Source organism: Allocoprococcus comes (genome assembly GCF_013300725.1).
Lineage (GTDB): Bacteria > Bacillota > Clostridia > Lachnospirales > Lachnospiraceae > Allocoprococcus > Allocoprococcus comes_A.
The window spans coordinates 87,634-113,062 of sequence record NZ_JAAIMM010000009.1 but is presented as its reverse complement, the minus strand read 5'-3'; the positions used below and the strand labels follow the sequence as shown (position 1 = coordinate 113,062).

General features: G+C 38.9%; 28 protein-coding genes and 1 pseudogene. 7 read left to right on the top strand and 22 right to left on the bottom strand.

The genetic code is table 11. The features are described 5' to 3' along the window. Positions 1 to 26: 26 nt before the first annotated feature. A complete protein-coding gene (locus G4407_RS06965) occupies positions 27 to 170 on the bottom strand; it encodes a helix-turn-helix domain-containing protein (protein WP_173688257.1) in 144 nt (47 codons plus the stop codon). Between the two features lie 534 nt (positions 171 to 704). On the opposite strand from G4407_RS06965, the gene G4407_RS06960 reads away from it, so the two are divergent. Continuing rightward, positions 705 to 1,508, top strand: coding sequence for an aminotransferase class IV (locus G4407_RS06960; protein ID WP_173688256.1), 804 nt, complete (start codon positions 705 to 707; stop codon positions 1,506 to 1,508). Between the two features lie 111 nt (positions 1,509 to 1,619). Here G4407_RS06960 and G4407_RS06955 read toward each other — a convergent pair whose 3' ends face one another. Further along, complete coding sequence (locus G4407_RS06955; RefSeq protein WP_173688255.1) at positions 1,620 to 2,165, bottom strand: flavodoxin family protein; 546 nt, start codon at positions 2,163 to 2,165, stop codon at positions 1,620 to 1,622. Between the two features lie 146 nt (positions 2,166 to 2,311). Here G4407_RS06955 and G4407_RS06950 point away from each other — a divergent pair, with 146 nt between their 5' ends. Further along, positions 2,312 to 2,644 carry a winged helix-turn-helix transcriptional regulator gene (locus G4407_RS06950; RefSeq protein WP_150310618.1) on the top strand — a complete coding sequence of 111 codons (333 nt, stop codon included), beginning with the start codon at positions 2,312 to 2,314 and terminating at the stop codon, positions 2,642 to 2,644. A 77-nt stretch (positions 2,645 to 2,721) separates the two neighbouring features. On the opposite strand, the gene G4407_RS06945 is transcribed toward G4407_RS06950, so the two are convergent. The 6 genes from G4407_RS06945 to G4407_RS06930 form a co-directional block, all read right to left on the bottom strand. Further along, a complete protein-coding gene (locus tag G4407_RS06945) occupies positions 2,722 to 3,180 on the bottom strand; it encodes a DUF1349 domain-containing protein (protein ID WP_274597649.1) in 459 nt (152 codons plus the stop codon). 3 nt (positions 3,181 to 3,183) lie between these two features. Then, positions 3,184 to 3,312 carry a hypothetical protein gene (locus G4407_RS16720; RefSeq protein WP_274597648.1) on the bottom strand — a complete coding sequence of 43 codons (129 nt, stop codon included), beginning with the start codon at positions 3,310 to 3,312 and terminating at the stop codon, positions 3,184 to 3,186. Positions 3,313 to 3,478: 166 nt separating this feature from the next. Continuing rightward, the gene (locus tag G4407_RS06940; RefSeq protein WP_173688254.1) at positions 3,479 to 3,619 is read right to left on the bottom strand and encodes a Maff2 family mobile element protein; all 141 of its coding nucleotides are present in this window, start codon (positions 3,617 to 3,619) and stop codon (positions 3,479 to 3,481) included. A 159-nt stretch (positions 3,620 to 3,778) separates the two neighbouring features. Beyond that, positions 3,779 to 4,048, bottom strand: coding sequence for a type II toxin-antitoxin system death-on-curing family toxin (locus G4407_RS06935; RefSeq protein WP_330586004.1), 270 nt, complete (start codon positions 4,046 to 4,048; stop codon positions 3,779 to 3,781). A gap of 12 nt (positions 4,049 to 4,060) precedes the next feature. Then, on the bottom strand, positions 4,061 to 4,156 hold the full coding sequence (locus G4407_RS17020; protein ID WP_334297095.1) for a cell filamentation protein Fic: 96 nt from the start codon (positions 4,154 to 4,156) through the stop codon (positions 4,061 to 4,063). After that, positions 4,153 to 4,395: a type II toxin-antitoxin system Phd/YefM family antitoxin gene (locus G4407_RS06930; RefSeq protein ID WP_173688253.1), complete on the bottom strand. Its 243-nt coding sequence runs from the start codon at positions 4,393 to 4,395 to the stop codon at positions 4,153 to 4,155. Before G4407_RS06930 ends, G4407_RS17020 begins: the two co-directional genes overlap by 4 nt. Positions 4,396 to 4,670: 275 nt before the next feature. Here G4407_RS06930 and G4407_RS06925 point away from each other — a divergent pair, with 275 nt between their 5' ends. Next, entirely contained in the window at positions 4,671 to 5,903 is a 1,233-nt protein-coding gene (locus G4407_RS06925; RefSeq protein WP_173688252.1) for an ATP-binding protein, read from the top strand. Positions 5,904 to 6,047: 144 nt separating this feature from the next. Here G4407_RS06925 and G4407_RS06920 read toward each other — a convergent pair. From G4407_RS06920 to G4407_RS06865, 12 genes and pseudogenes are all read right to left on the bottom strand, one after another. Further along, positions 6,048 to 6,962 (bottom strand): annotated as a pseudogene (locus G4407_RS06920) (ATP-binding protein); the annotation flags it as partial. Between the two features lie 179 nt (positions 6,963 to 7,141). Next, positions 7,142 to 7,714, bottom strand: a complete 573-nt coding sequence (locus G4407_RS06915) for a CDP-alcohol phosphatidyltransferase family protein (protein WP_173688251.1) — start codon at positions 7,712 to 7,714, stop codon at positions 7,142 to 7,144. Then, positions 7,704 to 8,768, bottom strand: a complete 1,065-nt coding sequence (locus tag G4407_RS06910) for an FUSC family protein (protein ID WP_173688250.1) — start codon at positions 8,766 to 8,768, stop codon at positions 7,704 to 7,706. The genes G4407_RS06915 and G4407_RS06910 overlap by 11 nt, the downstream gene beginning before the upstream one ends. A gap of 33 nt (positions 8,769 to 8,801) precedes the next feature. Beyond that, the gene (locus G4407_RS06905) at positions 8,802 to 9,845 is read right to left on the bottom strand and encodes a HAMP domain-containing sensor histidine kinase (RefSeq protein WP_173688249.1); all 1,044 of its coding nucleotides are present in this window, start codon (positions 9,843 to 9,845) and stop codon (positions 8,802 to 8,804) included. After that, entirely contained in the window at positions 9,845 to 10,555 is a 711-nt protein-coding gene (locus G4407_RS06900; protein WP_173688248.1) for a response regulator transcription factor, read from the bottom strand. The genes G4407_RS06905 and G4407_RS06900 overlap by 1 nt, the downstream gene beginning before the upstream one ends. Continuing rightward, the gene (locus G4407_RS06895; RefSeq protein WP_173688247.1) at positions 10,534 to 11,967 is read right to left on the bottom strand and encodes a phospholipase D family protein; all 1,434 of its coding nucleotides are present in this window, start codon (positions 11,965 to 11,967) and stop codon (positions 10,534 to 10,536) included. The genes G4407_RS06900 and G4407_RS06895 overlap by 22 nt, the downstream gene beginning before the upstream one ends. Before the next feature lie 175 nt (positions 11,968 to 12,142). Continuing rightward, the gene (locus tag G4407_RS06890; RefSeq protein ID WP_243868781.1) at positions 12,143 to 12,400 is read right to left on the bottom strand and encodes a helix-turn-helix domain-containing protein; all 258 of its coding nucleotides are present in this window, start codon (positions 12,398 to 12,400) and stop codon (positions 12,143 to 12,145) included. Positions 12,401 to 13,239: 839 nt separating this feature from the next. After that, on the bottom strand, positions 13,240 to 14,631 hold the full coding sequence (locus G4407_RS06885) for a tyrosine-type recombinase/integrase (protein WP_173688246.1): 1,392 nt from the start codon (positions 14,629 to 14,631) through the stop codon (positions 13,240 to 13,242). Position 14,632: 1 nt separating this feature from the next. Then, positions 14,633 to 15,622, bottom strand: a complete 990-nt coding sequence (locus G4407_RS06880; RefSeq protein WP_173688245.1) for a helix-turn-helix domain-containing protein — start codon at positions 15,620 to 15,622, stop codon at positions 14,633 to 14,635. A gap of 120 nt (positions 15,623 to 15,742) precedes the next feature. Next, the gene (locus tag G4407_RS06875) at positions 15,743 to 15,919 is read right to left on the bottom strand and encodes a helix-turn-helix domain-containing protein (protein ID WP_003864535.1); all 177 of its coding nucleotides are present in this window, start codon (positions 15,917 to 15,919) and stop codon (positions 15,743 to 15,745) included. Between the two features lie 404 nt (positions 15,920 to 16,323). Next, a complete protein-coding gene (locus G4407_RS06870; protein WP_006859611.1) occupies positions 16,324 to 17,619 on the bottom strand; it encodes a tyrosine-type recombinase/integrase in 1,296 nt (431 codons plus the stop codon). Between the two features lie 86 nt (positions 17,620 to 17,705). Beyond that, positions 17,706 to 18,335 (bottom strand): helix-turn-helix domain-containing protein, encoded by a 630-nt coding sequence (locus tag G4407_RS06865; protein ID WP_015529844.1) that lies wholly within the window; start codon positions 18,333 to 18,335, stop codon positions 17,706 to 17,708. Positions 18,336 to 18,506: 171 nt separating this feature from the next. Between G4407_RS06865 and G4407_RS06860 the strand changes: the two genes are divergently transcribed. The 4 genes from G4407_RS06860 to G4407_RS06845 all read left to right on the top strand — a co-directional run bounded on the left by G4407_RS06860 (position 18,507) and on the right by G4407_RS06845 (position 21,923). Beyond that, the gene (locus G4407_RS06860) at positions 18,507 to 18,737 is read left to right on the top strand and encodes a helix-turn-helix domain-containing protein (RefSeq protein WP_004843519.1); all 231 of its coding nucleotides are present in this window, start codon (positions 18,507 to 18,509) and stop codon (positions 18,735 to 18,737) included. Between the two features lie 140 nt (positions 18,738 to 18,877). Continuing rightward, a complete protein-coding gene (locus G4407_RS06855; RefSeq protein ID WP_006859613.1) occupies positions 18,878 to 19,192 on the top strand; it encodes a hypothetical protein in 315 nt (104 codons plus the stop codon). Positions 19,193 to 19,519: 327 nt separating this feature from the next. After that, positions 19,520 to 21,241: a MobA/MobL family protein gene (locus G4407_RS06850; protein ID WP_173688244.1), complete on the top strand. Its 1,722-nt coding sequence runs from the start codon at positions 19,520 to 19,522 to the stop codon at positions 21,239 to 21,241. Continuing rightward, on the top strand, positions 21,219 to 21,923 hold the full coding sequence (locus G4407_RS06845; RefSeq protein WP_044952226.1) for a DUF6040 family protein: 705 nt from the start codon (positions 21,219 to 21,221) through the stop codon (positions 21,921 to 21,923). Before G4407_RS06850 ends, G4407_RS06845 begins: the two co-directional genes overlap by 23 nt. 128 nt (positions 21,924 to 22,051) lie before the next feature. Here the strand turns inward: G4407_RS06845 and G4407_RS06840 are convergent, their stop codons facing one another. Continuing rightward, complete coding sequence (locus tag G4407_RS06840; protein WP_008707471.1) at positions 22,052 to 24,712, bottom strand: ABC transporter permease; 2,661 nt, start codon at positions 24,710 to 24,712, stop codon at positions 22,052 to 22,054. After that, positions 24,706 to 25,416, bottom strand: a complete 711-nt coding sequence (locus tag G4407_RS06835) for an ABC transporter ATP-binding protein (protein WP_008707470.1) — start codon at positions 25,414 to 25,416, stop codon at positions 24,706 to 24,708. The genes G4407_RS06840 and G4407_RS06835 overlap by 7 nt, the downstream gene beginning before the upstream one ends. Positions 25,417 to 25,429: the final 13 nt, after the last annotated feature.

The window sequence follows — 25,429 nt, the reverse complement described above, 5'->3', positions numbered from 1 at the left end:
ATACCCCCATATAGGACTTTTATATTTCATTGTCCTATATGAGGGTAGCATATCATCCACCGGAATTCCTTTTTCTTTAAAAGGTTATAAATAGTAGGTCTGCTGACTCCTAGGATTTCCTGTAACTCTTCAGGAAACTGAAATATACCATTGGGCTGAGTAATTTCCATGCATATAAACCCGAATACGTGAAACAGGAAATATGGGCAAGGCTACTTGCATCATTATAATCCGTTTTGAGGCAGATTTGCAATCTGTCTTTTTGTCGTGCTTTCCTTCATGAGTAAATCGTAAACATATCTGTAAAACTGTTCCACTAAGGCCCATCTGTAATTTGTTCTGTAAGAATTCGCTCCCTATTAAACGTTAACTAAATGACATTGGTTCAGTACCCTCACAGTTACGCGCAAAAATCCATTCCAAATCAGCTGCTCCGATAGGATTTTTGCCTTCCAGCCTAATTTTTCTTACGGTCAGCGCAGTAAATGCGCAGACCTACTGAACAGTTATAATTATTCTATATTATACAGAAAAATTTTACATATGACAATGGGAAAATATAGGACCTTTTATACAATATGTCCAAAAACATTAGCTGAAATCCTTCCTCTTTCCTTTACTTTCCTCCTGTTCCATGCTATGATAGCGATAGAATATTTCAGTTATATCCGAAAAATTTTTCGTAAATTCAGGAGGAAATGTAAATGAAAACACTTGGCTACTACAACGGTAAATTCGGACCTCTGGAAGAGATGACCGTTCCGATGAACGACCGCGCATGTTATTTCGGTGATGGTGTGTACGAGGCGACACTGGCGAGAAACGGAAAGATCTTCGCTTTAAAAGAGCACCTGGACCGTTTCTTCAACAGCGCCGGACTCATTAAGATCGATATCCCTTACACAAAGGACGAGCTTGCGGCGATCCTCTACGATATGCTGGCAAAAATGGACGATAAGGATATCTTCATCTACTGGCAGATGACCCGGGGAACCGGCATCCGTCAGCACCAGTTCCCAGCTGCAGGCACAAAGCCGAATCTCTGGATTTTCATGAAGCCTGGGAAATCGGCTGACTCCAGCAAACGTCTGAAACTTACAGACATGGAAGACACCCGTTTCCTCCACTGCAATATCAAGACATTAAACCTTCTCGTCAACGTCATGGCGGCAGAGAAAGCGGAGTCTCTCGGATGCGGCGAGTGCGTCTTCCACCGCGGTGATATCGTCACCGAGTGTGCCCACAGCAACGTTTCCATCATCAAGGACGGCGTATTTAAGACCCACCCGACAGACCACTATATTTTACCGGGAATCACAAGAATGCACATCATCCAGATCTGCAAGGATAACGGGATCATCGTCGACGAGATCATCGTCTCCAGCTCCACAAAATTCTGCTCCCCGGTCTGCGAAATGAACGGCACCCCGATCGGAGGAAAGGCACCGGAGTTAGTGGATTTGATCCAGAAAAAGTATACAGAAAAATTTGAAAATGAGACCATGTAAATGATCAGAGGAGCAGTTCAGGGCGCATGCCAGTTCATCTTGACCGTTGACTGCTCCGGCTGGCTTTGCTATTTCTAAACAGAGTAGAAATATCTGATAGATAGTTTGCAATTAGAATTTATCAGCTAAAGTCGCTGCCTGTTCGCACCCATCTGTCTTGTCAATATCGCCTGTATTTACAACTGCGGGAATCATTACCGCACCGACCATTTTCCATTTCAACAATGCAGCAGACCGTTCAATAGGAATCCGAATACCGTCCATGACAGATTTATCATCTTCCTCGCAGCAAGTAATGATAGCGTATTCTTTTCCAGAAAGGTCTACCTCTGCATGATAGAATGAAAACAGCTTATCAATGACCGCCTTTATCTGTGACGGAATCGTGTACCAGTAAACCGGCATGGAAAAAACAATAGCGTCGGCTTCCTGAATAGCCGGGGCTATCACATTGAAATCATCATCAAATGAACAGGCTTTTCCTGTCTTAAAGCATGTTTCGCAGGCATGGCAACCACTCACATTCATCATGGCAGCGTCAAACCGCTTTACCGTATGTCCTTTTTCTTCCGCAGCTTTGATAAAAGCCGCTGTCATTGCGAAGCTGTTTCCTTTTTTGCGGGGGCTGCCTGTGATTACAACAATTTTTTTGCTCATAAAATTGATCCTCCTTATGATAGCGGGATTGACTTTTCCCTCTTTCGATATTATCATAATAGCAAGAATGAAATGAAAATCAAGTACGCACAATTAAGTGCGATACTAAAATTCGTGTAATATACTTACGAAAAGGAAAGTGTAAAATGAGTGAACGTAATATTTCAAATGAATGCTTTAGAAGTACAGGATTTAGCTACACTTTATCTCTGATTAACGGAAAATATAAAATGACGATACTATATGTTCTGGCTGAGTTTGGCGTTGTCCGTTTCAATGAAATGAAAAAATACATTGATGAAATCTCCTATAAAACATTAAGCTCTACCTTGAAAGAATTAGAAGCAGATAAATTAGTCCATAGAGAAGAATATCCGCAAATTCCCCCCAAAGTCGAATACAGTCTTACAGAGCGTGGAAAATCTCTCATTCCTATATTGGAAACAATGTGCGATTGGGGAGAAGAAAACAGATTGTAAAAAAGCAGACTGAAATCTGAAACGGTTTCGGTCTGCTTCTTCATTGCATTTCGCTTGTGATAGCGGCACATAATTTCTTATTCGCCCATACGGATATTTTTTACTGTTTTCTGCTCGAATGTGAGGTTTGAATAAACTCTGCTTCCTCTGTTTCCAACAGGAGCTTGTGCAAGCAGCCCCACTTTTACAGTGTTGCCCGCAGGAAGATTGAAAAACCTCATCATGTAAAAGTTCTTTCCGTCAACGGAGTAATGAAACGCAAAAGAGTTTCCACATCTGCACACCTGTAGCCATGCTATGTTACCGTCAATATTGCACCCGTTTGCGTCGTCTGATTCTCCGTTTCGTGCGATAACGCTGACTGCGGCGTGTGTTCCAAAATCCGTCATTTCAAAGCACGCTTTCGCCCAGTTTTTCATGTCCTGCATTACCATAATGGAAGCAGAATCATAGGTATCTTTAAAGTCATGTGATACCTTTACTCTCATTACAAAATCGCCCGTAATCTCTGTGTAATAAAACGGAGCGTTGCACAAAGATTACGGCGTGATTCCTTCTTCTCCGATTGCGCCGTTGTTAAAGAAAAAATCGCTTTGTGCGGGAGCAAATATTTCTATCTTGTCCCCATTCGTTTTTACCTGTCCCTCATTTAGCCATTTGAAATCCATAGAAACGTCCTCCTTGTTGAAAGCCACAAACTTATCATAGTTCCATAGAAAGCCTTTGTAAAGTACGCACTTTGGCGTAAGATACTTACCTCAAAGTAATAAGGTGAAAAGTAGCTCAATATTCGGAATAGAGGGGCTGCTGTCTATCAAATTCTTGTGTGTTACTTTACCGCACATGAGCATTCGCGCCAGGATTGTCATTACCATAACCTTCCATCAGGTTGATTACTCCCCATACACCAAGACCGGCACCGATTGCAACGACCAGTGTCTGAAGGATATTGATAGCATTACTGAAAAATCCCATATGCATGTTCACCTCCCTTCTTAATTTTTCTGTGTTTTTTGTTATAGTTTCATTTTGTTGGTGACCGAATATTATATAATTTCATCGCTACCTCCTCGTTTTTAGGCACAAAAAAACAGTTACAAACTTTTCCGGTCTGTAACTGCTTAAAATCTTTATTTATTTTTGATGCTCAATAATCCATTGCAAAATATCTTCCGACTGTAATTTCCCCGCTGCAAGTAATAATATCGTATCACTCAATTCTTTTTGGCTATATGATAATTCATAACCATTCAATGCTAAAAACACAAGCATTACATGAGTACCAAGTCGTTTGTTTCCATCAATCATAGGATGATCTTTCACAATTCCAAAACACAGCTGAGCTGCTTTGGCTTGAATGCTTGGATAAAGTTCTATCCCGCCAAATGATTGGTATGGATTCATAAGTGCTGATTCCTACATTCCCTCATCTCTTATGCCCTTGCTGCCACCAGTGGCTTCTATCAGCTGATCATGAAGCATCAATACCTGTTCTTTAGTCAATGTAATCATTTCGCAAGTACCTTATATGCTTCCATATTTTCTTTAATCAGACGTTCTGATATCGCCATTACATCTTCAGTTGGTGCTGTTTTTTCCTGATCTGCCTTACTGAAATCTATAACAAGATATCGGGGAACATTATTTTTTAAAATAACAGCGGTTCCATGTTCATCAACCAATCGTGCAACTTTTGAAAAATTCTGATTTGCTTCTGTAATAGATATCATTGTATTTGTATCAACTGTCATATTGCATACACCTCTCTTTTACCTTTATTATATGCAAATTCTAGCTAGAATACAACCTATTTTCTCGCATCTTATCTTTTAATCATAATTTTCTGTTAAGGATTCCATAGATTTTATCTCTTCTTCTGCATTTTTCCTGAAATTAAGTAAAGAATCGGGTTGCCTTTACATAGTTTCCACTTTCAAAAAATAAAAAAAATTGTGTTTTTGAAAGCGACATCTTGCATATACTATTAGCAGACAGTATACTAAGTACAACGAAGCAGTTTCGAAAAATGAAAAAATTTCAATTTTTGAAAGTGGGTGACTATATGAAAACAATCACAAGAGCAAAATATCTCGATAGAATCATTGAACTGAATGGCACTCCTGACATCAAGATCATTACGGGTATTCGTCGATCTGGTAAGTCTAAACTGATGCAGGCGTATATTGCGTATCTGAAAAGCAACTTTGAAAACATCAATATTATCTTCATTGACTTCATGGATTTGGCGTATGAAGAAATCAAGGAATACCATGCCTTACACTCCTATGTGGAACAACATTATCAGGAAGGCAAAACGAACTACCTGTTTGTAGACGAGGTTCAGATGTGTCCCAAGTTTGAGCTGGCAATCAACAGCCTGTACTCTAAGGGAAAATACGACATCTATGTAACAGGCTCTAATGCTTTCCTGTTGAGTGCAGATCTGGCAACTCTGTTTACCGGACGCTATATTGAAATTCATGTGTTTCCTTTCAGCTTCCAGGAATATTGCCAATATTATGATGATATTAGTGACAAAGATAAGCTCTTTGATGAGTACGCTATCAAGGGCGGTTTAGCAGGTTCCTATGCTTATAGAACCGAAAAAGACAAAACAAACTATATCAAAGAGGTCTACGAAACTATTGTTACAAGGGATTTGGTACAGAAATATTCTCTCCCTGACACTTTGGTTTTGCAACGTCTGAGCGAGTTCCTTATGGATAATATCAGCAACCTGACTTCGCCTAATAAGGTCAGTCAGTTGCTGACAGCAAATGAGACTCCAACTAATCATGTAACCGTCGGCAAGTACATTAAGTATTTGTGCAATGCTTTTGTATTTTATGATATTAAGAGATACGACATCCGAGGTAAGAAATACCTTGAAAGCTCTGAAAAATTCTATTTGTGTGACAACGGTATTCGATATGCAATACTGGGAAGCAGAAATATGGATTATGGCAGAGTATATGAAAACATCGTTTGCATCGAGCTTCTTCGCCGTGGATATGATGTTTATGTCGGCAAGCTTTATCAAAAGGAAATCGACTTTGTTGCTCAGAGAGGCAGCGAGAAGATTTATATTCAGGTAAGCGACGACATTTCCAGGCAGGAAACATTTGAGAGAGAATACTCACCTCTGCTCCAGATCCGAGATGCTTATCCGAAAATGATTATTGCCAGAACCAAACATCCCCAATATAGCTATGAAGGAATCGAAATTCACGATATAGCCGATTGGTTACTACAAGAATAAACAGGTAGAATCAATAACGCCGGTACTGGATATCAAAATTCTGCACCGGCATTATTAAGGTTGTAATTATTTTCTATTTGTCACTTATCTTTGTTATTCTTTTCCTTTTCTAACCCTGATTTTTTCAGCTATCTATAACCGATGTCAGAACTCTAAACTATCTGCATTTAAAAGGAAATACTTCATTCCCATGATGACAAATCCTTCATCATTTCTCCAAGGTTTCTTGCTGCCATTTACAATGACAATCTTCTTGAAAGAGTCTGGGATATTACGCAAGGAGTTGAACTCCTGAGTTTGCTTTTCTTTCGAAATCATGTCATATGCAACCTGAATATAGTACCTCTGATTGCCTTGGTTAACCACAAAGTCAACTTCCAGCTGCTTACGGACACGCTTGTCCTCTTTATCTTTATCAAAGATCTGCACGACGCCCACATCAACATTGTAGCCACGGATCAGCAGCTCATTATAAACAATGTTCTCCATGATATGAGTAGGCTCCTGCTGTCTGAAATTCAAACGAGCATTTCTCAGTCCCAGATCAGTAAAGTAATATTTCAGATTTGCACCGATATATTTTCGTCCCTTAATGTCGTACCGGCTTGCCTTGGAAATCAAAAACGCATCTGCCAAATAGTCAATGTGGTTTGAGATAGTTTTATTGGTATAAGTCATCTGACGCTCACTGGAAAAGGTATTAGCAATCTTTGAAGGGTTGGTTGGTGCGCCGATTGCAGATGCAAGCACATCAACCAGAATACCAATTTCATCCACATTCTGAATTTTATTTCTTTCTATAACATCCTTCAGATAAACATTAGCAAAGATGTTCTTCAGATAGTCTGCTTTCTGTCGCTCACTCTGGAAACCAACAACCTGCGGCAATCCTCCATAGATCATGTAGTCATCCCAGGCATCATCATAATCACTGTCACAGGCAGAATAAAACTCAGCAAAGGAGAGGGGATAGATTCTGATTTCATCACCTCTGCCACGGAATTCGGTCACAATGTCACTGGACAGGAACTTGGAATTACTTCTGGTGACATACACATCAAAGTAAATAAAGATCCTGTTCTATATATCATAGTATGAACAGGATCTTTTTATAATGATTTATTTTCTATCTAAAATTTTATTAAACCGACTAAAGACTCCATAGTTTGTGTGTTTGACTTACTGTTTATATCTATCTTCTCCTAAATATTTTTCTATTCATTGCAATATAAAATTGCTTATACAGTCTCTCCCTTAAGGGTCTTGGTATTCTGGATAATATACAGAGCGACCGATATGACCATCATTATAGCGCACAAACCAATCAACAGATCTGATACCATCGGTGTAATGTGGAACCATATAATATGCACCGCTGCAGTTCCATATAATAAAAAGGTTGCTATCTTTCCATGCCAGTCTGCACCGTCTACTTTTCCTGTCTTTCGTATCACAAGACATCCACTGACTACCATATACAGCTCCTTACCTGCCATTATTACGATTAAAAGAAGCATATGCGGAAAACGAGTAAACAGACAGATTAACATCGCTGCCTGTGTCAGCTTATCAGCCACCGGATCAAGTATTTTTCCTAAATTACTAATCCTATGGAATCTTCTTGCGATATATCCATCAGCAAGATCCGTAAGACCAGACAGCAATAAGATTTCTCCAGCTAACAGAGGATTTTTTTTTACACAATAATTCCATATAATTACCGGAATCAGACAAAGCCGAAAAAAAGAAAGAAGATTAGGAACCGTAATAATTCTATTCAAATTTTCTTCCTGATTCACTTTACTCTGCATGTACGGTCAACTCACTTTCCTTTTTTTTAGACATAAACCAATAAAATATAACACAAAATGCTAAAGCAAACACAACACCAAAAACATTTTGAATCACTCTAAGACTAACCGCTCCTTTTAGTCCATAAGTCTCTGCAGCAATGGCTAAAGCACCAAATGTGTTAAATACTGCCTGCCAGCCATATTGTGCTGAAAATCCTACACCGATTCCACCAAGAATTCCTATATATGCATAGATTGACGAAGGAAGCAGAAAATATAATACTGTAAAACATATAACACCTGCAATATTTCCGACAATCCTTTTACGGACTCTGTAGTGCATATCTTCCATAAACGGCAAAATCGCGGACATGGCCGCAATACCAGCCCACATTGCACGTGGCATATTACAAAGTTCTGCAATGCAAAGGACAATCGGTACGCATAAAATCTGACATATCTGCCATTTTGTTCTGGAAGAAGTGATATCAAATTCTTGTATCAGATCTTTCAGATTTCTTTTATAAGTTCTGTTTTTATGATTTCGATAAAATACGAAGCAGGTAAGTGCTGCACCTAAAGCCATTCCGACTAATCGCATCTGATAGCTTTTTCCCGTAACATCATAACCATATAGTAGCAGATACCCAAGAACCAATGTAGATTGATTAAACATGAATGGATTATGGCATCCGAACAGAATCAACACAGCCAGTGCCGCAATATTTAACAGCATTCCCAATACTGGTGAAAACTGATTTGCTAAATGCGGACATACAGTCATAATTACAAAGAACAAAGCCAAAAGCATCGTAGATTGGCCGGTGTGGATCCCCAGATCCGCATTTCTAAACACCATGAGACATAATAAGACTACTACACCTACAATGCTGTTCTCATTTCCAAATAGGATGCTGAAAATACTAACAAAGAAAAAACAAAATGCCATTGTAACAGCTATCTTCATCAGATATACCCACATATGATATAATTTTTCTTTTAGTGTTTCACTCTTTTTCAATAGGTTTTTAGAACCTGCCTGATTTAACTGCAACTCCTGATAAAATGTCATATAAATCCTCCTATCTTCTAATTTATCTTAAAACTATATAATCTCATCTTTCTGCTTTGGCAGCTCTATAACAAATCTGCATCCACCATATTCACGGTTTTCTGCTTTGATTGTTCCTCCGGCACTATCTACAATCCGTTTTACAAGTGCAAGACCTAGGCCATTTCCTTCTGCTTTATGAGATCCATCTACCTGATAGAACTTGTCAAATATTCTGGATTTTACATCATCCTCTATTCCTGGTCCTTCATCTTCCAGAATGAACTTAACAGAATCCTGTTCTTGTTTCAGAAACATCGTAATTGTCCCCTTTGCAGGGCTGAATTTAATAGCATTATCCAAAAGATTTATCCAGATATGCATAAAAAGTCCTTCATTTCCAGTATATTTAACTTCCTCCAATTCTACCTGAAAACCAATTTCTTTTTCTGCCCATTTTGTTTCCAATGAAAGAAATGCCTGGCGGATCTGTTCATCCAGACGATATTCTGTTTTTTTCATTGGTATATTCTGATTCTCTAACTTGGATAACAGCAAAATATTACCAACCAATCCGGAAAGTCTTTGGGTGTTAAATAAGATTTTTTCTACATATTCCTCTTGATCCGGAGACAGTTCTTCTCCCTGAAGCAGCATTGTATATCCTTCAATGGCATTGATCGGGGTCTTAAACTCATGAGAAACATTAGATACAAAATCCATCTGCAGCACCTCTGTTGCACGAAGTTCTTTTGTCATAACGTTAAAACTTTGATAAGATTCTCCAACTTCTGCTATACGGCTGTTCGTTTCCAAATGCTGTTCAAAATCTCCCTGAGAAACTTCCTTCATTGCTTTACTAAGTCTGGTAATTGGTTCCAGTAACTTTGCATTGATAAAGGAAGTGATCAGCCCTGCAATCAATGTATTGAAAATCAAAAGCCAGCCAAGCACAGGTATGCTGCCCGGCAGATTAAAAAAATGATTCAAAAAAGCAAATAATAAAGCAGATATGACTGTTGAAAATACAAGTGCCAGCCAGATTGCACCAGTCAGACAGGATCGGATCCGCAATCCTTTTTCTTTCTTTTGTTCCATTATTTTTTCACCACCTTGTATCCAATTCCACGCATTGTTACGATTTCAAAATCCGAGTTATCTTTAAAACGCTCTCTGATTCTTCCTATATGTACCTCTATCGTATGTGGGTCTGCCTCCGTCTCGTATCCCCATACTTCATCCATCAACTGTTGTTTTGTAAATGTTCTGCCTGGCGAAGCTGCAAGCTTATATAAAAGCAGGAATTCTTTTTTAGGTAAAACAAGACTTTCCTTATCAGTTGTAACCGTCATTGCATCATAATCAAACTCTGTTGAACCGATCACAATTTTGTGTTCATTCAGTATCTGTGCACGGCGAAGCAGTGCTCCGACTCTTAAAACCATTTCATTCACATTTACCGGTTTTACCATATAATCATCACTTCCCGAAAAAAATCCCTGACGCATATCATCAAAGGAACCTTTCGCAGTGATCATAAGCACTGGTATCTGATATCCTGCTGAACGAAGTTCTGACACCAGTTCATAGCCATCCATAACCGGCATCATAATATCAGAAATGATCAAATCAATATATTCCTTATCCAATACTTCTAATGCCTGTGTTCCATCCGATGCACTTTTGACTTGATATCCATTCTTCTCAAGCACTTTTTGGAATAGCTGGCTTAATTCTTTATCATCTTCTACAATCAATATTTGAAACACGTTTTCCTTCCTCCTCATTAAAACAGATACCTTGCCCATCCAAGCAGATGCTGTACCAAAAATATTTTTCTCTGACGTTTCTTTGTTAATTCGATTGGCTCTACATGATATGGATCATTATAAGTTCCGCCTTCTAATATCTGGCGGGACACTTTTTCATATTCTATCATGCCCTCTTCCAACTGTTTATTAATATCTTTACTGCGTATTACAAGCATCAGTTCCGTATCCAGATATGCACTTCTCATGTCCATATTAAAGGAACCGATTACAGACAGATCATCATCAATCAGAATACTTTTTCCGTGGTATGAATAACCATCTTCATATTCCCAGATATCAATTCCTGTACTTAAGATTCTGTTTCTGTTTTTCGCATAATCAGCAGACCCAAATGGATTCCCATTATTCGCAACTGAATTTGTCATGATAGAAAAATCCGGAACTCTCTCCGCAATCTCTTTCCATGTATTATACATCATATCATTGCAGATAATATATGGTGTATGAATTTTCACGCGCTCTTTTGCATTTTTCATTAGTTCTCCCAGTTGATACCAGACTACTGGTTCCTTGGGACCTGTGTGGATAGGATTTGACACTAATGCAATCTTTTCTGTCTCAAAAGTTTCGTCCGTGTAATCGGTATCGCAGATTCTTTCCTTATTCTCTTCAAAATATTTCTGATAGCCGTTCTGCAGCTCTAAAACTGCGTTCTTTACAGATTTTCTATTTGCCAGTTTTTTATTGTCATGAAAATAACCACTGTCTTCCTGATCCCATATCGTTTCAAAATACTCTAACAACTGGTTAACTGAATTTTCTTTCTCAGGTTCATCGCAAACCACTAACACATCTCTGTCATAGTTCTTATGTCCCGGAAAATCACCCAGGAAATAATTGTATGTATTTCTTCCACCAAGAATATATGTCTTACCATCTGCAATTAAATATTTATCATGCATTCTACCCATCATTTTCCACGGTTTCAACGGATTGGCCTTATTATACAGTTTAATTTCAACATTCTCATGGGAAGATAATCCATAGAAATACGGATTTCCTTCCATATCAATCCAGCTCTCCATTCCATCTACTAACAGACAAATATGTACACCTCTGTCTGCCGCATCATGCAGTGCTCCTAAGATCAATTTCCCACTTTCATCGGATTGAAATGCAAAAGTAGAAAGAATAATTTCCTCTTTTGCATTCTTAATCAAACGCACTCTTTGTAAAAGTGCTTCAGGATTCTTTTCTATGATTACTGCCCGTTCTGTATTTTCACTGCATTCGTTCCATGATCCATTTTTTGTTTCTTTTTTGGTTGTATTGGACACTTCCGGCTGCTTTTTATATGCAACGCAGATTCCGAGCAATTCATAAAAAGCCACACATAAAAAAATTGCCAGTATAACAAGAAGGATTTTACATATTTTATGCTTTTTCATTGTGCATCACCTGATTCCTTTTTATTTCATACTTATACAATACAAAGTCAATCTCAATTTAACCTCAACAAAATTTATTTTTCATAAAAAAATATGACCGGCTTCTTTTTAAAGAAACAGTCATATTTTTATTCTAATATATGAAGGAGCTTTTCTTACTCTGGTGTATTAATCACTATTTTATTTCTTCCATAAGCTGTCGGATTTTTCTCAATGTACACCGTGTAACTGCCAATTCATCTTCTTGTATATTCGATATGATTTTTTCATAGGCTTCTATCATTTTTTCTTTCTGACAATGACTTAATTCAATTGCCTTGTTCGTCAAAACAAGGTATGTTCTTTCTTTTTTTTCATCTAATTTCCAGATAATATATCCTTTATTTTCAAGACTTTTTACCATCTTAGATGTTTCTGGAATCGATAATTTCATGTGTTCTGCCACTTCTGAAAGATATACTCCTTCATGACAGTCTGATTTTTCAACACATTCCTTTATACTATATGTTTGCAGGTTTGGGAGAGATTGTTTCTTTTCCCGCCTTTTCTCTGATTTACATCCCCGAATAAGAGGTGACAACAGAGCGGAACCCAAATGTTAGCTGAACTTCCTAAAACCCATGTTTGCAAACAGGTGATTTTGATTAGCTGTCAGCTAACAAAAATCGAATTGCGTTAGCTGGTAATTGATCATTTTGAATGGAAAATCATGTCACGAACGTGATTAGAAAATAACAAAAGCGTTCGCTGTCAGCTAATCCAGCTAACATTTTCGAACGCTTTGAAGCCCGTCGCCAAGAGGATTTGAACCTCCGACCCCTCGCTTAGGAGAGCTCCAACCTATTGTCACTCTCTGTCAATCTGAGGTAAGGTAAACCCAAGTGGGATACTATATAAAACTGTTTCCGATTCAATTCGAGTTATTCTGAATACCCCCTCTGTCAAGCTCTGTAAAGCTCTGAAAGTTAGCTGATTGTTTGCTCCAGCTAATAATTGGGGAATGCCTTGATATTACCATCGACATCTGTTATATGACCACCATGCTTCGTACGTTCGATCATGGTAAACAGTATTCAATTAAACTTCCTATCGAAAGCACAAGATATTTTCTTGTCTATAAATAATATAACGCATACGAGACGGTTTGTCCATGCGTTTTTGACTGGCAAATTTTATTCAGTAAAAATATCTGTAACCTTTTTTGTAACTGAATCTCCATCATTCCATCATCAAATGATGGAGATTCCAATAGATATGATGGAGATAGACTAATTACTTCATCGTCTTCGCCAGTGAATTGAGCAATGCCCGCATCTCTGGATTTGCCAACACTTTTGCCAGAAGTTCCGGATCGACTTCATCAGCAACAGTTGCATTATTATTTTCCTGCTGTACATGCATCTGTGGATCCAGATTCTTTTTCTCATAAAACGCTTCTTCAAAAAGCTCTGCATTTTTCCTTCGGTCATCATCCAGAATATGAGAGTACACATCCGTAACCATATTGACCTGAGCATGGCCGGAATCACCCTGTACCGCCTTGATGTCTCCACCATTCAATTTCAGCTTATAAGTAACGCTGCTATGACGAAAACTGTGAAATACAACCGGTGGGAGATTATAGTCCTCGATCAGTTTTTTTAAAGGACCACGTATTGCTCCATCTCCTAGAGGAAGCCCAAAGGTACTTGCCATAACCAGGTTATAGTCCATATATTCATCACCAAGGATTTCTTTCATTTCATCCTGTTCCGCTTTCCAGTCTACCAACATATTAGCGACACTCTTTGGTAAGAATATCTTACGCACACTGCTTTCTGTCTTTGGTGTTTTCAGAATACGGACCGTAGAATTCTTCTTATGATTTGTCGGGAATACCAACAACACATCTTTTCCATCCAATGCATTCAACGATTCTTTTCTTATACGCTGTGATTCTTTGTTGATGAAGACATATGCACGGTTTTCTTCAATTGCCTCAGGAGAAATATCTACACAATCCCAGGTAAGACCAAGCAGCTCACCAAGTCGTAAGGAACATGAAAAGGATAGATTTATTGCAAGCTTTAATCGCTCATCTTCACAGACACTGAGCGCATACATTAATGTATCCGCTGTCCAGATGTCTCTTTTTTGTGATTTATGTTTTGGTACAGTCGCATGGGTGCAAGGATTCTTCTCCATCAACTCCCATTTCACTGCCTGTTCAAAACAGTTTCTAAGCAGCTTATTAATATCCCTGACCGTACTGGAAGATACAAATTCATTTCGACTGGTTTTATTCAATGGATTGATAACTGCACGTCTCTTCAAAAGACTCTGATAATATCTTTCGATGAATCTGGTATTGATCTCTGAGAGTTTCGTATCACCAATGATCGGAAGAATATAGTTATTGATAAGAGAGACATTTCCTTCATATGTAGAAAGCGCCCAGTTTTCTTTGCCATAAAGTGCAACATATTCTGTAATAAGCTCGTCCAGTGTTTTGCATTTACGGACGACAAATGATCCCATCTCTTTTTTATATTCAATTTCTTTTTTTCTTCTCTTTGCTTCGGCTTTCGTTTCATAGGTTTCCCACTTCTGTTTCCTCTCACCTTTTTCATTCGTATAAGAATAGATTACATTAAATTTTCCATTTCGTTCTCTTATAGATGCCATATTATTGCATGCTCCTTTCCAAATCTCTTTGTTCCATCCAGTCCTCAAATTCATCCCGACAGATCCTTACTCGACTGCCAACTTTTATTACTGTGAACTTCCCTTTATCCGCCCACTTGTTGATCATGCTTCTGCTGACCTTTGCCAGATAGGAAGCTTCATCAAAAGTAAGATATTTTATATTTCCATTGCTTCCTCGTATTCCGATTTGTGATAATTTCTTCCGCCGGAAATTAGCCAGGGCAATATTCTGTTCCTGTGCAAGTTCTTCATAATCATTCGATGGATCCAGCTTATAACGGTCCTGACCTTCCAGGAATTTTTGAAAACTCTCTTTTGTGATCCTTTTCTTTTCTGCAATCACAATGAATTCAAAAAAATGACTATACTTCGGATTATCAAGAATTGTATATACTGAACTTCTGGTTGTTCCAAGCAGCTGTGCCATCTCAGGCATCGTAATAGTTGCATTTTCCAAAAGAGCGTCTTTTTCTCTGTCTTCCTTTGTTCGATACCGGGACTGGCTTTTATACCAATTCCGAAAAGATTCTTTTGGTATTCGTTTCCAGTAATCGACAATAACAGCTTCCATTTGATTTTTCTTGAGTAAATCATAAACAAGATATTCATCAACACCCAACAGATCCGCGACTTCCTTAACAGAATAGGACCAGGATTTCAATTCTTTCCCCGGTTCTTCTCCGGTAACTTTATGGTATTTAATCTGATTGGCATACCATTTTTCAAAGCTGGCAATATTGATTCGTATCTTTCCGGCAATCTCTTTTGATTCAAAAACGTTTTTATGCACCAGCCAATATCGATCTGTCTTTTTTAATCCCAGTAGCTTTCCCATTTCCGGCACGGTCATCCAGGTCCTCTTTTGTGTTGGACGCCGTTTGTAAGGACTTTCTTCTGATATTTTCGAAATGATTTCTTCAACATCGTCCATTTCCGGAACTTCTTTTTGTTTCATAATTGCTGTTGCCATTTATTCTTCACTTCCTGTCTTTTTTAGTGTTAGTGTTTTTTCTTATATCATATCTCAAATCCAGATAAAAATTTAGGATGTCGATTGCAGATAAAATCTGCCTGATCAACACCCTGTTTTTTACTGTTCCAAGTTATCGAGCCAGTCATCGAAACTCTTCTTAGAGATGCGATACTTTCCGCCATCCAACTGGATCCACCGGAATTCCTTTTTCTTCAAAAGGTTATAAATAGTAGGTCTGCTGACTCCTAAGATTTCCTGTAACTCTTGAACTGTATAACATCTTTTCTCTGACATTTCTTTATCCTCTTTTCTTTGAAATATGAAAGAAAAATTATCCCTTCATATAACGAAACGCTCAGAGCATGTTTTACAGTGGTCAAAAGCAAATTTTTTTACTTTTTTTTTACGAGTTTTCTTGCGAGTTTTTTTAATGCAATTCGTAAGAAACTCGTAACATTAGATTTTTATATTTTTCATGAAATTAAGTAAAGAAAAAGAGCATATGGAATTGAATCCATACACTCTATGATTACTGGAACTTTATTTCATTTTTAATTCAACAAACTGGAATTTATATAATTATTCCTCTAACTTTCCCCATTTTACAGGCTTTTCCGCCTGTCCATTAGTGAAATGATATGTAGTTTCCCTTATTTTTGCCCTTATGAGATAATCACAAGGGAAATAAGGGAATTTTTTTAGTCATTACCTACCACTTTATCAAGAAGCCGAACCGATTTTCGTTTCGCATCTCTTGTGGAGTGAGCATAGACATTCATTGTGGTACTGACATCTGAGTGTCCCAACAATTCCTGTACATCTTTTGGGGCTGCTCCATTTGCTAAAAGGTTGCTTGTATAGGTGTGACGTAACTGGTGGAAATGAAAGCCTTCAAATCCCTCTAATGCTTTTGCCACCTTTCTGCATACCGTCCCCAAAGTAGTCGGAAGTTCCAGACAACCATCCGGTCTTAAGCAGACAAAAGAAATTTCTTTATAATCTGCCGGGACTTCCTGCGTTCTGTCTAAGCAATAATATTCGTAGTACACTCTGTTTTTCTCTTTGACCTCTTTGTAGTAGTTCGTGTGATAAAGTTCTTCGTACTGCATTCGATTTTTTAACTGCTCTTTCCGGGCATTACGGAAAATCTCTACCAGTGTATCTCCAAAATCAACAACCCTTACTTTTTTCCGCTTGGTTGGTCCGATGATATATTTGCGCTTTGAGCCATCATATCGGATGCTGCGTCTTATGGTAAGGCATTGTTCTTCCAGATTTACGTCCTGCCATGCCAAACCACAGGCTTCTCCAATACGAAGCCCGGCATAATAGGCTATCTGGATTGGAAGTATTGCGGCTGGGTTCTTTTTTTGCAGATAAGCAAGCAGTCTTTCATAATCTTCTCGTGAAATTGGTTGGACATTTCCGTCCATATCCTCATCAGAAAACAAATCCACTTCATCCGTCTGATACCGCAGTTTAATATACTGCATAGGATTGAACGTAATATACTGCTTTGGAAATACTGCAAAGCGGAATGATTGCTGCATGACTGCGGAAAAAGAATGGATGTAATCTTTGCTGTAACCCTTTCTCTCTTTTCCATCGGGATGAACTCCCCCGAAGGAAAGCAAATCGAAGAAAGATTGCAAATGTTCAGAGGTTACATTTTTCAGTTTACGTTCTGCCAATGGGTGTTTCTTAATATTTCGGATTGTTCCGAGGTAATTCTCCACCGTACCATTGCTGAGCGTACCTGTTTTTAATTCCTCCTCTGCCCACACATCCAAAAGCTGTCCGACTGTGAGATTATCCGCTTTGGCAACAAATTTCTTTTTCTCATAATCATCCATTGCCTGACGGAGCAGTTTTTCAGTTTCACTTTTGCTTTCTGTTCCAACGCATTCTTTCTGAACAAGATTGCCGCTTGCGTCCTCTACATAGAAGCGGTAGTACCATTTCTTTCCTTTTTTTCTTACAGATCCTTTTGCCATAATCGTATGTCTCCTTTCGATATTAGACAATCGGAACTGATGAAATGCTTCGTGCGTGTAAGTATATCATAACTCCGGTTGTCTTACTATACCGATTCGGAATCTTCGTATAAGACTTCTGATAAAAGATTTGCAAGCCTTTGTTCTGCTGTTTTTGGTTTCTTGGAATAGAGCCTTACAATGTCTGCCATCTCATTAAAAGCATTGATGGTATGAGTGATTTCCCTTAAGAACATAATCTCATTATATTCCTCATTCGATTCAAACCCTATTGTTTTGGCAATATCCGTCTGACCAGCATTTCCCTTGAAGTTTTTGCAGGCGAACTGGAAGGAATCCAAAAACAGACCATATTGTTTTAACATCAGCAGTAATAAATCTTTTGAAAAAGCATCTTCTTCTTTGGTAAGGGCAAGCGGTAACTGTTCCAGAATATCTCCCATCGCATCACGAATCTGTAATTCTCTCTTATCCGTAATGTCGGTTTCATATTCATCTGTTTCCCCTTTGAGCCATTCCACAGATACATGGAGTGCTTCCGAAAGACCTTCCAGCACCATTTTTTTCGTATTGTCAATCGAACCATTCTCATAACGCAGGATTGTAGAAGCGGTAACTCCCATCTTCTCTGCGACATAAGGCTGTGTCAGATTCAATTCCAGACGGCGCTGTTTTATTCTGCTGCCTATCAGCTTGCGTAATTCTTTATCTTTCATGCTGACTGCCTCCTTTTTCGGTATGTATGAATTATAGCATTGTTTTTCCGAAATTGCAATATGCAATGCAATATTTATTTTTAACATTTCGTAACGCTTGACAAAAAGATGTGAAAAGGATATACTTACATCACAGGAATTGCATAATGCAATTTATAAGGAGGTGATTATATGACGCAAAGAAAAATTGCATTATCCATCGAAGAAGCTGCCGACTATACGGGAATCGGCAGAAACACCTTAAGACAGCTTGTAGAATGGAAGAAACTTCCGGTATTAAAGGTTGGTCGTAAAGTCCTGATTAAAACCGATATTCTGGAAATGTTTATGGAAGCGAATGAAGGTCGTGATTTGAGGGATAGAGGAAATGTAAAAGCCGTAACAAGAACTGCGGCAAATTAAAAAGGCGGCTTCCCAAGAAACCGCCAAAGGTTCTATCAGACCGAAGCCATGATATACCTACACGCAAGAAGATTATACCATGTGCTTCTTCTGATACGCAACCAAGAACTTATGTTTGTGAAGGAAAGGAGAATGTAAGAATGGCAAAATCAACAAAAAGTTATGAAGCACGAATGCTTGAAATGGAAAAGAAAGAGCAGGAAAGCCTTGAAAAGGCGAAACGATATGCGGCACAGAAGAAAGAACTTCTGAAGCGAAAGAAAGCCGAAGAAAGTAAAAAACGAACCCATAGGCTCTGTCAGATTGGCGGTGCGGTGGAATCCGTTCTCGGTGCGCCTATTGAGGAAGAAGACATCCCAAAGCTGATTGGTTTTCTGAAAAGGCAGGAAGCCAACGGGAAATTTTTCTCAAAGGCAATGCAGAAAGAAGTCAATACCGATATGGAGGAAGTGTAATGGCGGAGGGGATGAGTTTTTCATTCCCTTCATTGCTTTTTCATGAAGGGCGCACTTATGGACAACCAGAGGTCGTCCCAATAAGTTTGCCACAAGTGGCAACCGGTCTGCGTTCACGCTTGCCGGGCTCGTTCCGTCGGCGGGGCTTTCAGCCAGACCTGCTCATGCCGCAGGAGGCACTCTTCGCCAGAGAGGCGCATTCCATGCAGGCTGCTATGCGCAGGGCACTCTTACGCAGAGGGCGTTCCGGCAATGCTGCTTTTCCTAAAACCGAAAGCAATGTTGCCGGAAATCTATGCCGGATGTGCAGAAAGGAGGAATCCAGACATGGCGATTTTTCATTACACAGTCAAAATAGTCGGACGAAGTAAAGGGAAATCTGTTATCTCCGCTTCCGCATATCTCAATGGGGATGTGATGAAAAACGAGGAAACCGGGAGAATCAGTTATTACACTTCTAAAAAAGAAGTGGTCTACACTCGGCTGATGATGTGTGAAAACGCACCTCCTGAATGGCAGATAGTACCAGAAGAAAATATAAAACGCTTTCAAAAATCTGTCCGATACAAAAGATCAGAAGATAAAGAAGCTGCTTTAGAAAAATTTAAAATCACATTTCAGAAACAAAGGTTATGGAATGAGGTATTGAAGATTGAAAAAAATGCAGATGCCCAACTTGGCAGGTCATTTGAATTTGCCCTTCCCAAAGAATGGAACAGACAGGAACAAATTCAATATACAACTGACTATATTCAAAAAACTTTTGTAGATAGAGGAATGTGTGCTGATTGGAGTATCCACGATAAAGGGGATGGCAACCCCCATGTCCATCTGCTTCTGACTATGCGTCCTTTTAACCCGGATCATTCTTGGGGAAAGAAAGAAGTCAAGGATTGGGATTTTCTCAGAGATAAAAACGGAAATATCGTGATTGATGAATCCCATCCGAACTGGTGGCAGGATAAGAAAAACCCTGACCGTCATGGAATCCGTATCCCTGTATTAGACGAAAACGGAATTCAGAAGATGGGTGCAAGAAACCGCCTGCAATGGAAACGGGTGCTGACCGATGCTACCGGATGGAACAATCCAAAAAATTGTGAACTGTGGCGGAGTGAATGGGCAAAGGTGTGTAATGAACATCTTCCTTTGCATAATCAGGTCGATCACCGTTCTTATGAAAAACAGGGAAAACTCCAGATTCCTACCACCCATGAAGGCGCTGACGCAAGAAAGATTGAACAAAAGTTTCTTGCCGGGCAGGAAATAAAAGGTTCGTGGAAAGTAGCGGAAAATCAAATCATAAAACAACAAAACACGTTATTGCAAAAGATACTGGACACCTTTGGAAAAGTATCGGGTGCATTATCATTATGGAAGGAGCGATTAAATGACATTAGAAGAAAGCCGGGAAATTATACCCTTAATGGAATCCATGATTGGGCAAATCGAAGAACAGCAGACCTTAATGGCAGAAATGATTCTGGAAATGCAGAACCGGGACACCCAACTCTCTCTTATGCAGGAACAGAATCAGAAATTGCAAAAATTAAACAGCGAGTTATCCGAGCTGCTCAACATTTTGCCAAATACCGAGGAACTGCTTTCCAAGATGGAAGAACAGAAAACGAAGATAGAACTTTTGGAAAACGAAAATCAGCAATGGCAGAAATTGGCACAGACTCTGAACAGCGAAAACAGTTTATTGCTGAAACAGAACACCGAATTGCTGAACTGGAACAGCAAATAAGGAAAGGACGTGATATAGATGAACGAATCCAGAGAATCAAAGAACGCCGAACAGTTGGAAGAACTTCTGCTCTTGACCGAGGAGATACAAGAAGAACTGGAACAGAAAGACCAGCTTATCGAGGAACTGAAGACGCAGCTCAGCGAATCTCTGACCTTGAACGAGAAATTAAACAAAGAGAACAAAGCCGGGAATATTCAAGCATTAAAGAACGACTTGAAGCTGGCAGACAGAGCATTGCAGATCGAGAAAGAGAAGCTGCGAAGCGCAAACGTCATGATCGGGGAATGTCAAGATAAAATACGATGCTTAACACAACAACGGGATTATGCCCGGACACATCAGAAAATCGTAGAGATACCGGTAGAAAAGCCGGTACTCTATGAAAAATGTGAAGCCTGTGACCGGACAGACTATCAGAATGCAAAAGCAAAATACGAAACACAAAAAGAGCGACTTGCAGGACAATATAAAGCAAAAACGGTAATGTTCCAAACAACCTTGTTCCTTCTTGCATGGTATTCGCTGACAACCACTCTTTTTCAGGCAGTACAGTCAGATGTGCTCCTTTCCGATTGTAAATCATTCTTCCATGATGCAGCGTCATTCATACAAACTTTTATCGGATGGACGATTGATGCTGGGCAATCTGTGGCACAGATCAGTACAAAAATTCCCAATGCGTTTATAGCCGGAATCATATATTGGTTATTGCTGATATTAGTTGTTGGAATATACGTAGCAGGAACAGGGATACTTGCGATACTGATAGAAATAAAGATTATAGAATTATATAAGAAAAACTGTTGGGATGTTATTACTCTACTAATGATACTGACAAGTGCTGTTGTCATCATTTATTTTGGAGAATCAATCAAAAAAGTAATGCCCATAAATCTTTTGTTTCTTTTATTATTTATACAGGGAATATATCTTGGAATCCGGTGTTATCTGAACACTCTTTACTGGACAAACCGATAAAAGAAAGGGCGGCAGTATTTTACTGTCGCCCTCTGGTTACTTATAAAGATTGGGTATTCTCTCTAATTCTATTGCTATATCCAATGATACTAACCACTAAAGAAATTCTAAAAATCCTGATTATAAATCTATCTTCTAATCTCACTTATGATATTCTCTTTTCCCATCTTCCAAGCCGGAAACATTACTGCCACTACTGCAATCACTACATTCAGCACCATAATTCCATTCAGAACCAGATTCGGAATATTAGTAGTATAATGTAAAAACTGCAGCACATGAGCCAGATAATAATTCATCACTCTGCGAAGAACTCTGTTATAAATAAGATAGATAAATACATCCGCCAACAATCCATACAGAATACCTGTCTGTAAAATCATCTTGTAAAATCCGCCGTCCGTAATCCCTATTGCTCTGATAATCCCGTACTCTCTTCTTCTGGTCAGAATCGTATGACTCATGCTGTTTACGATATGGAACAGGCTGATAATCAGCAGAATCACTGCAATACTGGAAAAGAAGATCTGCTGCTGTCCAAGATAACCTTTCTGTGTTGCAATTGCGGTCGTATAATCCTGCAATACTGCCTTGGGAACATCTCGGATTACTTGTAATAACTGATTGCTCACGATCTTTGCATCCGCACTATCAGCCGGCGATGCATTGATAAAACTATAATCTGTAATTCCAAAGTTTTCTTCCATCTGTTCGCCTGTCATAATCACACTCTGCGCATTTTTCCAGACTTCTGTATTCAGAAAATCTTTCTCCTGCGCCAACGGTCTGTTTACGATTGCCGCAATCTCAAACTCTTTTTCAATATAGTTTTCTTCGCCACTTTGGAATTTTAACAGTTCATCTGTATAGTTTTCTGTCTTTGGTACTCGAAGAGTAATGGTATCGCCCGGCTTCTTTCCATAAAAAAAGTAATTTCCCTGACCGTCCATATTCGCCGTCACAATCACTTGATTATTATTCTTTATTGTTTCCGGCTGAATCTCTCCCTCCAGAATAAAATCCCGAAGCTGTTCTATCATCGCTTCATCGTAACCGTACACATTATATTTAATCCGATAATTTCCATCTTCCTGCTGCTTACAGATCCCATCATATCTCTGGATATAATACGGCTCCTGATTTTGATATTTGAAATAGTCACTCCATTCTTCTTCTGACAAAAATTCGTTTTTGGAAATCTGTAATTCCCCCATCGTATACTTTGTCGCATATACATTCTCTGTTTCCGGCATGTTTTTAATCTTATCTGCTACCGCCTCCGGAATCGTATCCTTCAGCGAGTCAGATTTTAAAGAAATACGGTACTCAGAACCAAGCCCATCATCCGATATCAGCGAAAGTTCTGCGTGAACCTTCAAATTTTCTACCATATAGGTGGTACATAAGAAAATGCAACCGCCGATAGACAAGGATAATAAAATCCCTATTACCTTTCGTTTATTGGCAAACATGAATTTCCGCACCACTACATTTGCCATATTAACATTTCGCATAGCGTATATTTTTCTTCTTTTTACAAAAGAAGTATCTCCACTCATCACAGTTTTCAGCGAATCTTTCCGCATGGAACGAACCACGAGAAAGGCAACGAGTGCTAACGAAATCAGTAGAAATACAAAACCAAACACAACAGCTTCCTTTGAAACAAAAAACTCTACTGTATTTTCTCCTTCTGCTAACGTATGGTCCGCAACAGAAAGACCATTCCCTGCTCCACTGATTCCTTTTCCACCAAATACACCGCTAAATTTCTGATACATAAGGCTTAAAACACCATTTCCTAAAAGACATCCTAACGGATATCCAATGAAAAATAACGTCCAAAGTTCCAAAAGTAAGGTGCCACCAATCTGCGCTTCACTGATACCTAATGTCTGTAATATTCCGTACTCAGAAGTTCTCTTCGATACAGAAATACTGAATACGCTGTAAACTACGAAAAGACTGAACAGACATAACAGGAAAATCATTCCGTTGTAAGCCAGATTGTAGTCGCTCTGCAATTTCAAAACGATATAAGTGAAGTTTCCTTCTTCTTCAAACAGACCAAATTTCACGATTTCAGAAATGCTGCTTGGTGCTTCTCCGCCAAGATACTGTATTACTTCATCATTTTCTGCTACCGATTCAGAAGATAATTTATGTTCCTGTAAAAAAGCATCCAACTGTTTATATAACTTCTCATCTTCATTAAAACTGAGATATAAAAACGTCTGGCTTCCTCGACCTTTAAAAGAATCACTTACAAAAACTTCCATTTCACTGGAACTTGCCGCCCATTCGCTTTTCAGAACACCAGTAACAATATACTCTTTTTCACCAATGCGAAGGGAATCTCCTAAATTCCCTGAAAATCCAAGATTACTAAGCACAAATCCATCCGCTGCAATTTCATTTTCTTTCTCAGGGAATGTTCCTTCCAACAAGTCTCTGTGTGCCATTTGACGATAAGTTTCATCGGCATGGATAAAACAGATCATAAATTCTTCTGCCACAACGTCACGGATTTCCATTTTTCCACACTGTTCCAGCGTATATCCTTTTCCTTTCTCACCGCTTTCTACAGAATTAAAAAGTTCCTTATCCGTTTCAATATAATAATGCCAGTCTCCGTAAATAGTTTTGCTGTTCGCCAGATCACTTTTCTGACTGCTGTAAATCAAAGAAGAAATCCCGGAAAGCAATGATGCTGTTAATAAAATACTTGCAAAAATTGCAAATGTCTGGCTCTTGTAATACCGCATATATTTCCATGCCAGCTTTAACATACGACATCACCGCCTTTTGCCGGAAATCTTCTCTTTCCTGTAACAATCTGACCATCTTCAATATGAATTACTCTGTCGCAAGTCTGTGCAATGGCTTCATTATGCGTTACCATGAGAATCGTCTGATTGTACTTACGACAACTCGTTTTTAATAACCCCATAACCTCAATGGTTGTGGCTGAGTCCAAATTACCTGTCGGTTCATCGCAAAGCAGGATACTCGGTTTATTTGCCAAAGCTCTGGCGATTGCAACTCTTTGCTGCTGACCGCCGGATAATTCGTTTGGATATTTCTTGCGTTTCTCCCAAATGCCCAGTTCCCGCAACAATTCTTCGATATATTTGCGGTTAATATGTTTTCCACAGTCAAATGTAACCGGCAATGCCACGTTATCATACACATTCAACACAGGCATTAAACTATAATTCTGGAATACAAACCCTATATTTCTTCTACGGAAAATCGTCAGTTCTTTTCTTGAAAGAGAACCAATCTCTTTATTCTTTATAAAAATCTGTCCACTTGTCGGATTATCCAGACCACCGATTAAATTAAGACAAGTAGATTTGCCTGAACCAGATGTGCCTACAATGGCAACAAACTCGCCTTCTTCTACTTTTAGATTGATATTCCGTAGTGCCTTTACCTGATTATCTTTTTCTCCATATATTTTCTCAACATTTCGTAATTCTAAAATACTCATCCGTCATCACTCC

What these genes read in the sequence shown, in the direction of transcription:
- G4407_RS06890 (WP_243868781.1), bottom strand. Translation starts at nt 12,400, where the DNA reads ATGAAATTATCGATTCCAGAAACATCTAAGATGGTAAAAAGTCTTGAA.
- G4407_RS06840 (WP_008707471.1), bottom strand. Translation starts at nt 24,712, where the DNA reads ATGTTAAAGCTGGCATGGAAATATATGCGGTATTACAAGAGCCAGACA.
- G4407_RS06950 (WP_150310618.1), top strand. Translation starts at nt 2,312, where the DNA reads ATGAGTGAACGTAATATTTCAAATGAATGCTTTAGAAGTACAGGATTT.
- G4407_RS06875 (WP_003864535.1), bottom strand. Translation starts at nt 15,919, where the DNA reads ATGTCAGAGAAAAGATGTTATACAGTTCAAGAGTTACAGGAAATCTTA.
- G4407_RS06925 (WP_173688252.1), top strand. Translation starts at nt 4,671, where the DNA reads ATGAAAAAATTTCAATTTTTGAAAGTGGGTGACTATATGAAAACAATC.
- G4407_RS16720 (WP_274597648.1), bottom strand. Translation starts at nt 3,312, where the DNA reads ATGGATTTCAAATGGCTAAATGAGGGACAGGTAAAAACGAATGGGGAC.
- G4407_RS06900 (WP_173688248.1), bottom strand. Translation starts at nt 10,555, where the DNA reads ATGGGCAAGGTATCTGTTTTAATGAGGAGGAAGGAAAACGTGTTTCAA.
- G4407_RS06960 (WP_173688256.1), top strand. Translation starts at nt 705, where the DNA reads ATGAAAACACTTGGCTACTACAACGGTAAATTCGGACCTCTGGAAGAG.
- G4407_RS06930 (WP_173688253.1), bottom strand. Translation starts at nt 4,395, where the DNA reads ATGACAGTTGATACAAATACAATGATATCTATTACAGAAGCAAATCAG.
- G4407_RS06965 (WP_173688257.1), bottom strand. Translation starts at nt 170, where the DNA reads ATGGAAATTACTCAGCCCAATGGTATATTTCAGTTTCCTGAAGAGTTA.
- G4407_RS06905 (WP_173688249.1), bottom strand. Translation starts at nt 9,845, where the DNA reads ATGGAACAAAAGAAAGAAAAAGGATTGCGGATCCGATCCTGTCTGACT.
- G4407_RS06865 (WP_015529844.1), bottom strand. Translation starts at nt 18,335, where the DNA reads ATGAAAGATAAAGAATTACGCAAGCTGATAGGCAGCAGAATAAAACAG.
- G4407_RS06940 (WP_173688254.1), bottom strand. Translation starts at nt 3,619, where the DNA reads ATGGGATTTTTCAGTAATGCTATCAATATCCTTCAGACACTGGTCGTT.
- G4407_RS06880 (WP_173688245.1), bottom strand. Translation starts at nt 15,622, where the DNA reads ATGGCAACAGCAATTATGAAACAAAAAGAAGTTCCGGAAATGGACGAT.
- G4407_RS06845 (WP_044952226.1), top strand. Translation starts at nt 21,219, where the DNA reads ATGATCGGGGAATGTCAAGATAAAATACGATGCTTAACACAACAACGG.
- G4407_RS06850 (WP_173688244.1), top strand. Translation starts at nt 19,520, where the DNA reads ATGGCGATTTTTCATTACACAGTCAAAATAGTCGGACGAAGTAAAGGG.
- G4407_RS06855 (WP_006859613.1), top strand. Translation starts at nt 18,878, where the DNA reads ATGGCAAAATCAACAAAAAGTTATGAAGCACGAATGCTTGAAATGGAA.
- G4407_RS06910 (WP_173688250.1), bottom strand. Translation starts at nt 8,768, where the DNA reads ATGACATTTTATCAGGAGTTGCAGTTAAATCAGGCAGGTTCTAAAAAC.
- G4407_RS06860 (WP_004843519.1), top strand. Translation starts at nt 18,507, where the DNA reads ATGACGCAAAGAAAAATTGCATTATCCATCGAAGAAGCTGCCGACTAT.
- G4407_RS06935 (WP_330586004.1), bottom strand. Translation starts at nt 4,048, where the DNA reads ATGAATCCATACCAATCATTTGGCGGGATAGAACTTTATCCAAGCATT.
- G4407_RS06870 (WP_006859611.1), bottom strand. Translation starts at nt 17,619, where the DNA reads ATGGCAAAAGGATCTGTAAGAAAAAAAGGAAAGAAATGGTACTACCGC.
- G4407_RS06835 (WP_008707470.1), bottom strand. Translation starts at nt 25,416, where the DNA reads ATGAGTATTTTAGAATTACGAAATGTTGAGAAAATATATGGAGAAAAA.
- G4407_RS06955 (WP_173688255.1), bottom strand. Translation starts at nt 2,165, where the DNA reads ATGAGCAAAAAAATTGTTGTAATCACAGGCAGCCCCCGCAAAAAAGGA.
- G4407_RS17020 (WP_334297095.1), bottom strand. Translation starts at nt 4,156, where the DNA reads ATGATTACATTGACTAAAGAACAGGTATTGATGCTTCATGATCAGCTG.
- G4407_RS06915 (WP_173688251.1), bottom strand. Translation starts at nt 7,714, where the DNA reads ATGCAGAGTAAAGTGAATCAGGAAGAAAATTTGAATAGAATTATTACG.
- G4407_RS06895 (WP_173688247.1), bottom strand. Translation starts at nt 11,967, where the DNA reads ATGAAAAAGCATAAAATATGTAAAATCCTTCTTGTTATACTGGCAATT.
- G4407_RS06885 (WP_173688246.1), bottom strand. Translation starts at nt 14,631, where the DNA reads ATGGCATCTATAAGAGAACGAAATGGAAAATTTAATGTAATCTATTCT.